The 13,498-nt window shown below is 53.8% G+C and carries 18 protein-coding genes; 17 read left to right on the forward strand and 1 reads right to left on the reverse strand.

The annotated features are described in order from the left end of the window. Positions 1–10: 10 nt before the first annotated feature. The 16 genes from ACFO1S_RS04985 (at position 11) to ACFO1S_RS05060 (ending at position 12,566) form a co-directional block, all read left to right on the forward strand. A complete protein-coding gene (locus tag ACFO1S_RS04985; RefSeq protein ID WP_204603333.1) occupies positions 11–1,036 on the forward strand; it encodes a CpaB family protein in 1,026 nt (341 codons plus the stop codon). Beyond that, positions 1,036–1,608, forward strand: a complete 573-nt coding sequence (locus ACFO1S_RS04990) for a hypothetical protein (RefSeq protein ID WP_204603332.1) — start codon at positions 1,036–1,038, stop codon at positions 1,606–1,608. Before ACFO1S_RS04985 ends, ACFO1S_RS04990 begins: the two co-directional genes overlap by 1 nt. Next, complete coding sequence (locus tag ACFO1S_RS04995) at positions 1,605–2,399, forward strand: hypothetical protein (protein WP_204603331.1); 795 nt, start codon at positions 1,605–1,607, stop codon at positions 2,397–2,399. Before ACFO1S_RS04990 ends, ACFO1S_RS04995 begins: the two co-directional genes overlap by 4 nt. A gap of 42 nt (positions 2,400–2,441) precedes the next feature. Further along, complete coding sequence (locus ACFO1S_RS05000; protein WP_204603330.1) at positions 2,442–4,271, forward strand: pilus assembly protein CpaF; 1,830 nt, start codon at positions 2,442–2,444, stop codon at positions 4,269–4,271. After that, positions 4,271–6,268 carry a hypothetical protein gene (locus ACFO1S_RS05005; RefSeq protein WP_204603329.1) on the forward strand — a complete coding sequence of 666 codons (1,998 nt, stop codon included), beginning with the start codon at positions 4,271–4,273 and terminating at the stop codon, positions 6,266–6,268. The genes ACFO1S_RS05000 and ACFO1S_RS05005 overlap by 1 nt, the downstream gene beginning before the upstream one ends. Positions 6,269–6,497: 229 nt before the next feature. After that, positions 6,498–7,082, forward strand: coding sequence for a hypothetical protein (locus ACFO1S_RS05010; RefSeq protein ID WP_204603328.1), 585 nt, complete (start codon positions 6,498–6,500; stop codon positions 7,080–7,082). Positions 7,083–7,183: 101 nt separating this feature from the next. Beyond that, positions 7,184–7,666: a hypothetical protein gene (locus ACFO1S_RS05015; RefSeq protein ID WP_204603327.1), complete on the forward strand. Its 483-nt coding sequence runs from the start codon at positions 7,184–7,186 to the stop codon at positions 7,664–7,666. A 1-nt stretch (position 7,667) separates the two neighbouring features. Continuing rightward, entirely contained in the window at positions 7,668–8,048 is a 381-nt protein-coding gene (locus tag ACFO1S_RS05020) for a hypothetical protein (protein WP_204603326.1), read from the forward strand. Between the two features lie 12 nt (positions 8,049–8,060). After that, positions 8,061–8,480 (forward strand): hypothetical protein, encoded by a 420-nt coding sequence (locus ACFO1S_RS05025; protein WP_204603325.1) that lies wholly within the window; start codon positions 8,061–8,063, stop codon positions 8,478–8,480. A 17-nt stretch (positions 8,481–8,497) separates the two neighbouring features. Beyond that, a complete protein-coding gene (locus tag ACFO1S_RS05030) occupies positions 8,498–8,785 on the forward strand; it encodes a hypothetical protein (protein ID WP_204603324.1) in 288 nt (95 codons plus the stop codon). 16 nt (positions 8,786–8,801) lie between these two features. Further along, positions 8,802–9,251 (forward strand): hypothetical protein, encoded by a 450-nt coding sequence (locus ACFO1S_RS05035; RefSeq protein WP_204603323.1) that lies wholly within the window; start codon positions 8,802–8,804, stop codon positions 9,249–9,251. Positions 9,252–9,258: 7 nt separating this feature from the next. Beyond that, entirely contained in the window at positions 9,259–10,242 is a 984-nt protein-coding gene (locus ACFO1S_RS05040; protein ID WP_204603322.1) for a hypothetical protein, read from the forward strand. A gap of 27 nt (positions 10,243–10,269) precedes the next feature. Then, on the forward strand, positions 10,270–11,217 hold the full coding sequence (locus ACFO1S_RS05045; protein ID WP_204603321.1) for a M23 family metallopeptidase: 948 nt from the start codon (positions 10,270–10,272) through the stop codon (positions 11,215–11,217). Between the two features lie 17 nt (positions 11,218–11,234). Further along, positions 11,235–11,876: a hypothetical protein gene (locus tag ACFO1S_RS05050; protein WP_204603320.1), complete on the forward strand. Its 642-nt coding sequence runs from the start codon at positions 11,235–11,237 to the stop codon at positions 11,874–11,876. A gap of 23 nt (positions 11,877–11,899) precedes the next feature. Further along, a complete protein-coding gene (locus tag ACFO1S_RS05055; RefSeq protein WP_204603319.1) occupies positions 11,900–12,211 on the forward strand; it encodes a hypothetical protein in 312 nt (103 codons plus the stop codon). After that, a complete protein-coding gene (locus ACFO1S_RS05060) occupies positions 12,201–12,566 on the forward strand; it encodes a hypothetical protein (RefSeq protein WP_204603318.1) in 366 nt (121 codons plus the stop codon). Before ACFO1S_RS05055 ends, ACFO1S_RS05060 begins: the two co-directional genes overlap by 11 nt. A gap of 7 nt (positions 12,567–12,573) precedes the next feature. On the opposite strand, the gene ACFO1S_RS05065 is transcribed toward ACFO1S_RS05060, so the two are convergent. Further along, positions 12,574–12,945 (reverse strand): hypothetical protein, encoded by a 372-nt coding sequence (locus tag ACFO1S_RS05065; protein WP_204603317.1) that lies wholly within the window; start codon positions 12,943–12,945, stop codon positions 12,574–12,576. A gap of 57 nt (positions 12,946–13,002) precedes the next feature. On the opposite strand from ACFO1S_RS05065, the gene ACFO1S_RS05070 reads away from it, so the two are divergent. Continuing rightward, positions 13,003–13,467 (forward strand): hypothetical protein, encoded by a 465-nt coding sequence (locus ACFO1S_RS05070; protein WP_378126356.1) that lies wholly within the window; start codon positions 13,003–13,005, stop codon positions 13,465–13,467. Positions 13,468–13,498 lie beyond the last annotated feature (31 nt).

The raw sequence follows: 13,498 nt of genomic DNA on the forward strand, positions 1-13,498 counted from the left end.
GGTTGCCTGAATGAATATCGAATGGAACTGGAAATCGATTCTTGTTCTATCCTTAGCGGTAGTGTTGCTGGTCGGGACGAATCTCGGACAATACTACGCGATCTGGAAGCCGAAGCAAGAAAAAATGAAGACCTCTTATGAAGGAAAAATATCGGAGCTTCAGGCGAGTCTGGACGCGATCGGTCCCATGGTTCCGATCTGGACGGTTGCGGAGGGAGCGCCGGAGCTGTTCCCGGGCAAGGTGATCGAGCATAGCGATCTGGCTTATCAGGAAATTCCGGAGTCTCTGCTCAATCAGAGCTTTATTCTGGAGCCGGAAACGATCGTCGGGAAGTATTACAAAATCGCGCTGAAGGGCGGCACGCCGCTTAGCATGGATCTGGTGATGGAGACGCCGCTGGAGGATACGCTACGGGAGTTCGACGTGATCTCCAGCATGCTGCCCATCGGGCTGAAGGTCGGCGATTACGTGGATTATCGGATCGTCTATCCTATGGGGGAAGATTTTATCGTGCTCTCTCACAAAAGGGTGGAAGCCATCAACGACAAGACGATCAAGTTCAAGCTTAACGAAACGGAAATTCATTATTTTCAGGCGGCCGTAGTCGATCACTTCCTGCAAAAGGATCAAGGCGCGGTGCTGTACATGACCAAATATGTGGAGCCCGGCTTGCAGAAGCCGGCAACGGAATACTACGCGATCCCGGCGAATATCGAGGCGATTATGCTCCTTGACCCGAACATTCTGGAGAAGATCGACGGCCAGCTTAACGGGATGACAAGGAAAATCATCGATGCGGGCCGCAGCAGCGTATCGCAAGAAGACGGCTCCAAGCTGGCTTCCGGGCGCAGCGAAATGGCCGGGAAAATCGACAGCGGGGAGAAGGAAGCGAGGGATCAGGAGAAGGCGCGGTTTGAGGAGCAAGAGCAGCAGCAACAACAGCAGCAACAGCAACAACAACAACAGCAACAGCAGCAGCAATCGGCCTCATCGTCCAATGCTCCTCAAAGTGTCGAGAGGGGGGTTGTGGAGTAATGCAGATCGGCGTATACGGCTATACCGACAAGCGGCCCATTATCTATGCTCTGTTGAAGCTGCTGCAGGCAACCGGGGATGTGGCGCTGTTCACAAGCAATCGACATTATAAGCGCCTGCTTCAGCCGGGCGAAACGCAAGGACATCTCGCGAACATCATGATCGCCGTGTCCGATGCTTCCCCGGACGAGATTTTCGAGGAGGTAGGCTACACGGAAAATGATTTCGAGCACATCATCTTCGACATTCAGGACACGATTCCGGACAATCTGGCGTTGATTCTCCATGTGAAGAGCTATGCGCCGAATGAGGATGAGCAGTCGTTCCTGGATTTGCTCGGCCCCTACAAGACGATTAAATATCTCTATGACCGGAAGCGGGAGAAGGATGCCATCCATGTCGCTCCGATTACTCCGCTCTGGAAGTGCGTGGAGCAGATCGAGTCCTATCGGCTGCTGCTGGCATCGCCCTCGAAGGAATTGAACAAAGGACTGGCGGGCCTAATGGCTCCCCATTTGAACTTGAGCGTGAAAAATACGCATTCGCTGCTGACTCGGAGGTGGGGAAAATGAAGATCGCCGTAATTTCCCCCGATCGCAAGCAGGGAGGTACGACGATAAGCGTTCTGCTGGCCGTCGCGCTGGCGCAGACCCAGAATATCTCGACCTGCTTGACCTATACGGGCAACAACAATACGTCGATGGCCGGCTTTCTCGGCTTCAAGCCGACCGAAGACAAGACGAGAAACCTGACCCAAGTCATCAAGCTGCTGGAGGCGAACGCGATATCCGGGGAGGAGATACAAGATTATTGCATTAAAATACCGGGCGTTCCGAACCTGCAACTGATGGATACCGCCTCGGATACGATCTCCGACGAAGACAACACCAAGCTGCTTAAATTTGTCATCGAGAATATGAACCATGACATGGTCATTACGGACGTGGCGACGGAAATCTACGATGACGTTTCCCGCGCGGTCATCGACAATTCGGATCTCGTCGTTATGGTGCTGACCCAATCCAAGGAAATCGGGGAGCGGCTGAAGCATTGGGAGACCGCCGGAGTGATGGATTACCTGAATCAGAAGGGGCTCGTCTTCCTCTTCAATCAATACGATCCTTATGTCGAGGCTTTCCGGGACACGACGAAGCGGATGGGCTTGAGACATCGGCGCTGCGCCAAAATCAGCTACAACTCCTTCATCAAGCGAACGAGCAATATGGGCAAATTGCAAACGATTCTTCCTTTTATTTTGAACAAGGATCCCCGCGTTATTGAATTGAACAACGACTTGAAGGAATGCCTGCTCGTCGTTCTCGCGAATCTGGGCAGAAGGACGAGCTGGCCGCAGCAATCATGACGGGAAACGCAAGGCGAGCGCTGGATGGGAGGTATCGCGAATATGAAGTTAAATACGCTGCTCATGGTGATGACAATCGTCGGCGTCCTCCTCCTGCTTGCGGCCTTGTATTGGAGAGCGAAGCGGGAGAAGCCGGATGTAGAGCAGTCGGACAAGCTGACGATGGAACGCTTGCTGGAGATCGTGAAGTACAGTCTTGCGGATCTCATTAAAGACGAGAATTTCGCCGGCCTTGCGGATGAGGAATTCGAATCGATGTACAAGCGGAAGGCGCGCATTCAGGACGCGATGCAGAACTGCGTATACGGCATCGATTCCGCGAAGCTGATCGTTCAGGATTTGATTCGAAGCGTGATCGCCGATCTGCTTAAGACCGAGGAAGAAATCGCCGAGGTGTTCGACTTTCACGGCAACTACCTGGAGCCGAGAGTCAAGTTCGAGATTCTGATGTACTTCTACAAGAAAGAGTTCGGCAAGGACGCCTTGGCCGAGATGATCAACGAATATCGATTGGCCAGGGAACGCTACGAGATCGAGGATAAGAGCCAGGCTTCCTACCTGATCTCGGAAGAAGACATCGACAGAATCTATGCCGAGAAAAACTACGAGCTGACCTATCCGGTCATGCTTGACCTGCTGTCGGTATTGATCTATCAGAAGTACAAGGGCTTCGGCGTAATCGATACGCTCAGGGAAATGAATATCAACGGCTTTAACTGCGGTACGTCCGGCTCTATTCTGAGCGCGCTGCTGAATAAAGAGAAGAAGGTCATGAAAGCGCCCAGCTCCGTCTGGCTATATTTTAACGGCAAGTATATTCATCTGCGTTTCCTGTCCTTTCATACCGAGGAGGAGCTGCGGCGCGTCGTTCAATTGCTGTGCCGCTACAATAATCCGGGTCCGCTAACGGAGAAGCGGGGTTATCTGGTCAATACGATGTACGACAAGTCCCGCGTCCTGGCGCTTCGTCCGCCCGCGGCCGAATATTGGGCCGTATTCGTCCGCAAGTTTACGCTCAGCGATTCGTCGCTGCCTGCGTTGATCGACAAGCCTTATGTCAACAAGGCATTCCTTGCTATCCAATTGGTAGCTTACTTGATGATGGGACAAGTGACCTGCGGCTTCACGGGAAGGCAGGGCGCGGGCAAGACGGTCATGATGACCGCGGCGGTCCGATACATCGATCCGAGATATACGGTCCGCGTGCTGGAGATGGCTCCGGAAATGTATTTGCGGGAGCTGTACCCGGAACGCAATATTTTGTCGGTGCAGGAGACGGAATTCGTCTCGGCGTCGGAGCTGCAGGATGCGCTGAAGAAGTCGGATGCCGCCGTCTCGATCGTGGGAGAAGTGGCAACGGATGCGATTGCCGCCCGAATGATCCAGATGGGTCAAGTGGCTTCCATCTTCACGATTTTCTCGCATCACGCGAATCTGGCGGAGCAGCTTGTCTATGCGATCCGCAACTCGCTCGTCAATGCGGGCGGCTTCACGGGCAATATGATTACGGCGGAGCAACAGGTAATCGACGTTATTCGGGTAGATATCCATCTGAACTACACGACGGACGGTCGCCGCTACATCGAGCGAATCTCGGAAATCGTCAAGCTGGACGTCAGCGTGCCTTATCCCGAATACGACTCGAACAATCCGGTTCATTCGATGAACCGAATTACGAAGGAGTATTATACCCGGCAGACGGACCGCAAGTCGTTCGAAACGCGAGACATTCTGAAGTACAACCTGGATACAGACACCTACGAGACCTACGACTGGTTCACGACGGAATTGACCCAGAGGATGCTTGAAGCGATGCCGCCTGATAAAGTGCAAGATTTCAAGTCGTTCATACTCGACAACTGGAGGCTCTAATGATCTTCCTCCTGATCGCGATACTGCTGACGGCGATTGTGGGCATTGCGCTGGTCATCACGTCGGACCGAAAGAAGGCTAGGGCAAGACAAGCGGGAACCGTCCGCAAGAAGCAGCGCCTTATCTCTCTGTCCACCTACTATCGCTTGAACAAGATACTCGACGAAATTTTCATTACGCGAGGCAGCTATCGGAAGGTGAAGACGAGAGTTGCCGATCTGTCTATCTATACGGCGCAGGAAATTCAAATCTATGCGGTAAGAGTCTATGCGATTTCTTCCTTCGCCTCGATCGCGCTTGTCGTCGCCGGAGCCGTTATTTTCAAGGATTTGTTTTCAACGCTGCTTGTCGTCCTGTACGCCATGGTCATGAACAACGTCCTCATCGGGAAGCAGGTCGACAGCGTGCACTTCAAGCTGCTGAAGCAGCTGTCCATGTCGTTGTCCTCGTTGCGCCAGAACTACCTGCGAACGAACTCGATTTCCCAGGCGATTGCGGAGACGGAGACCGGCTCCGAGCTGCACCGAGCCTTCGAGGATATCTATAACATTCTGACCGACGTGGGCGGGAAGAAAAAGCTGGACGAATTTTATGCCAAAACGCCGTTCAGACTGTTATGCACGCTGGCGGGCGTTTGCTATATCTTGAACAATTCGGGAGATACGAAGCTGCGGGACGGCTCGTCCAACTTCCTGCAAGCGATGGCCATGATGGCGGACGAGGTCAATCTGGAGATTCGCCGAATCTCGTTGCAGAAGGCGAGATTCGGCATGCTCGAATATTTGCCGATTGCGCCTCTGCTGGCGATCGGCGTCATCGAAAGCTTCTTCACCTCGATTATTCCGGGAACCTCCGTCATGTACAACGGAGTGCTGGGCTACGTCTCCAGAACGGTCATTCTGCTCGCCTCCGTTGTCGGCTACACGGTGATCGTCCGGATCAACAGCGCGGTTTCCGTCAAGAAGGACGACCGCAACGCTCTTGTGATGAAGCTGCTTAGACAGGGACGGTTCGCTCGCTTGATCGCGGATATCATGCCCAAGAAGCAAATCAAGAAAGCAAGAAAGCAGCGCATGATTAAAGGCGCTCTCAGCATGACCGATTTGCGTCATCTGTACGCAAGCAAGCTGCTGTTCGGCTTTGTGGCGTTCGCGGTTGCCCTCGTCTGCTTCTTCTTCTCGGTGAATCTCGGCAAGCAGTTCATCTACGACAATGTGCGCGAGGTTTCCCTCGTGAGCGGAGAGAAGCTGACGGCCGAAGATATTCGCGTCAGACAAGAGATGGACGAATATTATTTGTCCTTGCCCGAGCGCATGAACGAAAGCCAGACGAAGGAGTTCGTGAAGGGCAGGCTGCCCAAGCTGCCTCCTTACGACCAGGAGGCGCAAATCAAGCGGCTGATGGAGAAGTACGACAGCTACTACAATACGTACTTCAAGTGGTGGATGGTGCTGGTATCGTTCGTGATAGCTGCGGGGGCGACGCAGCTTCCGGAGCTGATGCTGAGGGCAAGAGCCTGGCTGCTGAAGACGGAGAGCGAGGAGGACGTGCTTCAGCTCCAGACGATGATCTCCATCCTGATGAATACATCAACCGACACGCTGGATACGCTCTATTGGCTGGAACGGCAAAGCCGGGTTCACAAGAACGCCCTGCTGGACGCTTATCACGAGTATCCGTCGAATCCGGATTTGGCGCTCAACCGTCTGAAGGCGCGAGCGGTGCTGCCCGGCTTCAAGCGAATGGTGGACAAGCTGCTGCTGACGATCCACCAGATCAAGCTGATCGAAGCCTTCAGCGATCTCGTCACCGAGAGAGAGCATGTCATGCGCATCCGGGAAATCTCGCAAAATACGGCGCTTAACAAAAAGCGGTCGATGGTCAGCCCGCTGGCCATGGCTCCGCTGGTTCTAACCGCCGTGCTGTATATCCTGCTGCCTCTCGGCATTCTGGGCTTCAAGGAGTTCGTTGCGGCGCTTGGTCACATTAACGGTTAAGGATGAGATTCGATCGAAATTACGTTAAGGAGGTGATGGAGAGCTTTGGAGAACGTGCCTTGGATTCCGCTTGTTATTTTGGCTGCATTGCTCATTGCCGGAGGCTGCATCTTCGTATTCGGGCGCACAAGGAGGTGAATCAGGCGCGCGGCCAAGGATTCTCCGATCCTTGGCGGCAAACGGCAAGACTCGCAAGAGTAAACAAAGAACCTAGGGGAGTGAGTAAACAATGGAAGGCGAACTGGGATCAGGAGCGCGAATAGCCATTGCGCTTATCGTGATCGGGGTTATTATTTCCGTTATTTTCGTCATTTTGGGCTTTACCCGCGGCACGACGAACCAGGGCATTACGACCGTGCAAAACTCGATGGATTCGATGTCGCTGGCCCAATTCGACGATTATGACCAGAAGATTTTGTCGGGGACGCAGGTCATCTCGGCGATTAAGCTGTTTGAAGGCCGCCCGGTGGCTGCGATCGTGCGGACGACGGCTTCGATGGGGATCACGACTCCGGGCACGCTTCCTACTGATGGAATGGCAGGATACAGCTATGGCGCGTTGCTTGAAAACACAACATCAGATAATGGGAACATCCGGTTAGGGGGTATGAACAGAGAAGTCAATAGTGATTCCTTCTTTACTCATGATATCGAGACTGAGGACAACGGAAATATGAGATTCAATACCGTCTATCTTCCGCTTACGCGCTCGGGAACGCCGACATTCGTCAGGCCGACCGCCAAGTTTCTGGCCCAACTGATCAAGGACACGACAGGCACCATCGTCGGCGTCTGCTTTACCCAGCAGCCGTAGCCGAGCGGGGCGAAATCTTTCATTCTGTTAAGCTACATGAGCCGTCGAACAGGCGGTTCGTGGAGCTGCTAGAGCATGAAAATCAGAAAGGAGGGCCTATCGTGAATGAATGGTCGGCTACCGTCTGGGCGAGTATTAGCGCCATGATGGCGGCGCTCGTCCTCACGTTAATAGTCGTTCTCGGCTCAATGGCCAGAGAGAGCGCTCTAATCCAGCATGAGGAGGATACTGCCGTTGCGATCGTGCAGGAGCAACGCAAATATATTCAATTCAACGAGGACGCCCGCTTGATGGCGCAGGATGTCATGTCCGCGATCGCGGAGTCCAAGGGTTTTCCGGAGACGAGAGTATTTCTGACCGCACCGGGACAGGGAGGAAGCAATTATACGTGGCGGTGGTACTCCGTCTCCAATCCGTGGCCGAGACCGATGCCTTCTCCCGCCGCCGGAAGGGACTTTACCGATCTGTCCGTTACCGGGGTAACCCAAATCTTCGACTCTATTTCCAATACGGACCGCTTCTCGGCTGAATTAAAGAAGGACGAGAACGGAGCGGTTGTCGGCATCTGGTTCAGGAGGCTCTGATATGGACAACGAAGTCAGCACCAGCTTGTCCGTCACGATCCAAATTATGATTGTCGCCGTCGTGGTCGGGATGCTATCGATCTTTACCGCGTTAGGTCAAGGCTTCGGTAGAGATGCGGCTACGAGCGTGGCCGAGACGCAAGCGCTGAGCTACGCCTCCGAATTGCGGGCGTTGGCCGACCACGGGCCCGTGCCTGTCGCGTCCTTGCTGGTCGTCTTGCAAAAGAACGAAGATGCGGTCAGGAACATCGGCGGCTTCGCCTATGGCGTCGCCATCGCGAAGGCGGAAGACTTGACGGCGTTCGCATTGCTGTCGAAAAAGGTGCGAATCGCGCTTACGCCATTCAGCGACAGATTTGATCTCATGATTTCGCCGGAATAGGAGGAGAGCGACATGGAGGAAACGGATAATGCTTTCGATGTCATAAGTCTCATTCTGGTATTGGCGTTGTTTACGCCGATTCTGATTTCCTGCACTTTGCCTTTCCTGCGCGGAGAGGTTGGCGGCTTTCAGGTTCAGATCGAGAAGACGGCGAGAACGACGGAAGATGTCATCGTGCCGAGAAATCCCAGACCGACGAGCGCCAACGATTTTCTGCTCATGCTGGTCGTAGCCGACCGGAACTCTCGCATGCCGCGCATGCTGGATATTAACGGTCTGCAGCTGGAGATGGACGAAGCGTTCTATACGAACAAAGCCTATCAGGTCGAGCAGGTGAGGCAGGTGCTGCCAAGCGGCGGAGAGGTCGACATTCGGCTGTACGGCAATTCAACGGAGCTGGCGTACTGGCAAGTGAGAACGATAACGCCGTAGCGAAAGGAGGGGTGAAGATGAAGCTGTTCGACTGGCAGATTCCCGTCTATCGGAAAGGAACGACCGTCTCTATCGCGGAATCGGTCAGCGCCCGCGGCTCTATGGCCGAGGAGCTGTTTTCTTGCCTAGACCCGCAATGCAAGTTCAAACGCAACCTATACGGCTCTCTGAAGCGAGGAACGAAGGGCAAAATCATTTCTCTTATGAAATACAAGGAGCCTACAGGAGATAGCTTCATTTACTACGGGGTGCTGGTAAAGGATGTGCTGTTCGCGATAGAGGAAAGCAAGCTGGCGCGGGCATAGCGATGGAGGACGGATCATGACGGATCTAATCAATAAAATATTGGGCGTGCTGCTCGCCTTTGTCCTTCTGGCCGGAGCGCCGCTCATCATAAATGCGATGAATCGGGACTTGACGACTAATCGCAGCGTGCTGAACGAGATGACCAACTTCATCGACAAGGTCACGGATAACGGCCGAATAACGGATACGGACCTCGCCGATTTTCATTTGGGCATTTCCTCCTACGGCATGGCGATGGACGCGACCATATTCCGTTATATGAAGGTTGTGAATCCCGACGGTCAAGGCGGAACCTATACCTCTTATGTATATAGCGACGACATATCGGCCTGGAATACCGGAGACATCATTAAGGTGAAGGTTCAGGCGATCGATTATACGGGAGCCCAGCGCATTCAAAATCGGATCTTACGTCTATTTCCCGCGAAGTTCGATCAGACGTTGGCCGGAATGATCAGAAAGTAGGGGCGTTATGGGAAGGTACTTCGGCATTATCAATCTGGTCGCCCTCATTTACTTCGCATCCTTGCTGACGGCCTATGCGAGTTATGTCCAGAAGGAGAAGAACGAGATAGAACAGCTCAAGCTTTCGTATGCGATCGATTACGCGGCGGACGCGGGAGCGCAGGAGCTGCTGAACACGGGCAGCCTCGATATGGATTACACAAATTACAAAGCGTTCAATGCGGATCCGCAATTGGCGCTGGATACGTTCATCGACGTGTTTTGCTTCAACTACGATATGCCGCCTACGGAAGCCAATCGGGCGATCGTTCGGGATTACATCCCGGCAGCGGCGGTTGCGACGTTCGACGGTTATTATCTTGCCTCCCAAAGGCCCGTTTTGTTTCACAAGGACGGTTCAACGGCAATTGAGCAGAGCCAATTCGGAGAGGACTGGCGCCTGGCCTTCGGGATGAAGCTTCCCTATCGGTATCTGACAACCGCCGCACGATATGCTTTGAACATGGGCATGGATTATTCCTATCGCTTGACGGATACAGATCTTGCCCGGTACGACGGCCTGCCTCCTAATGAGCATGGCGTGACGATGACGAAGGAATACGCGATGAGATGGATCAACAATCTCGTGGCCAACGATATGGCAGAGGCGATCGATCGGATCAACGAAACGAACGGCAATTGGAAAAATCGGTTCTACATTCCGAGTCAATTGTCCGGAATGAACGGCGTCAATTCGATCGAAGGTCCAAGCTTTCTCATCCTTGTTCAAGGAGTGAATCTCACTACGGCAAAGCCGATAGACGGCTTTAGCGTCTCCGGAACGAAGATCGATCAAGCGCGAATGCTGATCGGCTATACGAGAAATTCAGTCAAATATTATGCCTTCGCGGACAAGGTTCCCGCAGGCGTGGTGACGCCGGATCGCGTGTTTTCCTCGATGGAGGAAGCGGCTCAGGCGGAATATACGTTCGATTGGGAATATATGAAATAAAACAGGCGAGAGGAAGGAGGAGAGACCATGCGAAAAGCGATGCGGCTTACGCTGCTCTTGCTGTTGCTGCCGGCGCAGGCTGTGCATGCCGAGGATGCATCCTTCTTGCTTCAGAAATACGGATATACGGTCAGCGACCCTGTCGTCGAAGGCGAGAAGCTGGCGCTGCTGGAAGGGGAGTACAACGTGACGGCGCGCAAGGTAAACGGGCAGACGATGCTGTCCACCGCCTACGAGTTATCCGATCAGTATCGCGAACGCGCCCTGATGGAGCGGGATACGGCGATATATGCCCTTGTCGATGAGCTGGAGGCGCTTCAGGGAAAGATGGACGAACATCGAGAATCCGATGTTGCGACCATTATGGCCCTGGACGCGGAATATCGCGCGATTGCGGCCAAGCTTCAGCGTCTGCGAGAGGCAAGGAATGACTGGCTGGCGCAGACGAAGGCGAAATACGAGCTTCCCGAGGAAGAAATCGCGCAGGATCAGATCAGATTGAACAGGCTTGGCCGGGAAGTTGACCAGCAGAAAGAAAAGTACGAACGGGCGCTGTCTTATCCGGAGCTGGGGGAGGTGAACGCCTTCCGCTCACCGTTGGAAATTCCGGTGGCGATGACCTCTCCGTTCGGGGAACGACTGGATCCGATCACGAGAGAGGCGATCACGTTTCATTACGGGATGGATATGAGCGCGCCGATCGGGACGGGCGTACTGGCCGCTTTCCATGGCAAGGTGGAGGCTGCCGTGCATTCAGAGGAGCTGGGCAACTACATCATTCTGGATCACGGCTACGGAATCAAGACGTTATACGGCCATCTGGACAGCATTTCAGTCGAGCAGGGGCAACAGGTAAGCCAATACGATGCGATTGCCAAGTCGGGCAATACCGGCACGCGAACGACTGGGCCCCATTTGCACTTCGGCGTATATATCAACGGCAAGGCGGTAGATCCCGCAATTCTAATCTTTTAGCCTGGAGAGTGCAGCCCATGATCGTAGCTTCGAAGGAGCGATATTTGCCGGTGGTGGTGAATACGCTGGTCCTGTCCAAGGACGACTGGTATTTCTATCTTCATCGGGACGTATACGATCAGGCCGTAATCCTGACCGATCGATACGACAGAGCCGTCGGCGACCTGATGGAATTGATCGGCAACAAGCAGCGCAACGAGGAAGCTGTGCGTTGGTTCTACGAGCAAGCGCCCAAGCCGCTTCATATTTTGGCTCCCTATCTGCAACTCATAGACGGAGAGATCGCGCGGGATATAGAGCTGATCTGCGGAGTGCTGCATGTGGTGACCGCGATGATTCAGGTCAGGCAGTTTGTCTTGAAGCCGCCTGAAATTCGCAAGAGCGTATCCTTCTCGCTCACGATCAAGGAGGAATATGAAATGGCCTGGGAAAGGTTTTTCGTATCCGCTCTTCCCTATGAGCAGCGGGGATTGCTGCTGCAGGCGGGGCCCAGACCGGCCGCGCAGCCTGAGTTAGCTATACCGGTATCCATGACGGATACTGTACCGCTCTTTCCCGTGCAGAGCGACCGATTTGATCCGCTAAGCGGGCAGGCTCCCGTGCGAACCGGCTCTACCGATGACGAGAGAACGGCGACTAGGAATTTGCTGTCGAGATGATCGGAACAGATGGAGAGAGAGGGATGAAGATGAATGAAGGACAAGCGGCGCTGTTGCTTTCGGACTCCGAAGAAACCGTAGATCAGGTACGGCAGGCTTTGCAGACGATTGTCGACGAGCTAGCCGCAATGCGCTCCGGCGCGGCGCACCTAACGGCTCTGTACGAAGAAGCTGCGGAAACGAGCGATCTGACCTTTATTAAGATCTTGGAGGAAAAATATTCGCTGCTGCTTCGGGAGCTTCAGGACATCAACGGATTTATCGAGGAGCGCCTGATTAAGGAGCAGCCGTGTGAAGAGAAGAAACCGATGGAGGCGACGAGCGATGGGAGGTAAAACGAAGCTTCTTGATCTGGAGCAGCTGGAGAAGCTTTATGCGGAAAGCCGAAGCTACGAGCAACGGGTAAACACCGGGCTCCAGGTCATTCAGAAAGAGCTGAACAAGCTGAACGAGCTTTCGATACGAAATGCGGTTGCGCGCGAGCGAGGCCACGAATGGAAAAAAGCGGTCTCCCTCGCGGATAACGCGGTTGCAGCGCTTAAAGAAAACTTCGAGCAAACCAAGCGCTTCATCGAAGTCAAGCTGGCGGGGGCCGTTAATCTGTCTCCGGTCAGAGCCCATTCGTCCTCCCCCGCCAGGCAGCCTCGGCTGGCAGCGGCTATTCCGATAGACGGAAAGCTGAAAAAATGAGGGCGATTTACTTGTAGATGCTTATGTAAATGACCAGACAAGCTGTGACGAACACGCCGAAGCCGATCCAGATGGCGTTAAGGCGATAGCGAACACTGCGGTCGCGCTGTTCGTAATCGAACAGATTGTCGCTGGAGGGAATCGAGATATCTTCCTCGTAGTCGCCGCATACGAGCGATAGCAGCTGCAGCTCATCTTCCGGAGACAGTTCAGGCAGCGGAGTGTCGGCAGACGCAATAATCTCGATCGTTCGCTGCCGGTTGTCTCTGATAATTCCGATTCCGTTGTCGCATTCGAAGTAGGAGAAGGAACCGGCCGCAACGACATCGGTTCCGAACCTGGAGGCGAATTCGGCGAAGGTAAGCTCTTTTGTTCTCAACCCTGTCAACTCCTTGCGCGTTGAAGTGATCTTTCGGAAGGAAAGCGGTGGTGCAGCGTGATTTATGCGGCGATGGTCCTGTTGGCAGTCGCAGCGGCAGCCGGAGCAGCCGTCTACCAGAGTAAGAAAAGCGCTGCCGAGAGGGTGCCGGGGAGATGCGAGCTGATCTCCGAGGAATTGCTAGAATTTCTGGAGAACGCCGACGATGCTTACATTTTAGCACATGAAACGACGGAAATTGGCAGATTTAGCAGATTTGCCGCCGGTGAGGTCTGTCATGAGCTGCTGGAGAGAATTTTCAAGAATCCGCCCAAAATGTTCGGCACTCGGAAATATCGCAGAAGAAGATGGAGCGTAATCGAGCACGATCCGGACTGGATGATTATCCGCAAGCAGGTTTATCACGTTCCGGTAAAGGCGAGCAAAGGGATTTATATGGCGCTGGGCGATGAGATGGAGGAAATCTGGACGATTTCCTGCCTGGAGCGCGGTTACCGGATCGTAGACGTGAATGATAGATAGAATTCCAGAGGACTCAGCGACTGGAGGAAAC

This window comes from Cohnella boryungensis, from assembly GCF_042651945.1.
Taxonomy (GTDB): domain Bacteria; phylum Bacillota; class Bacilli; order Paenibacillales; family Paenibacillaceae; genus Cohnella; species Cohnella boryungensis.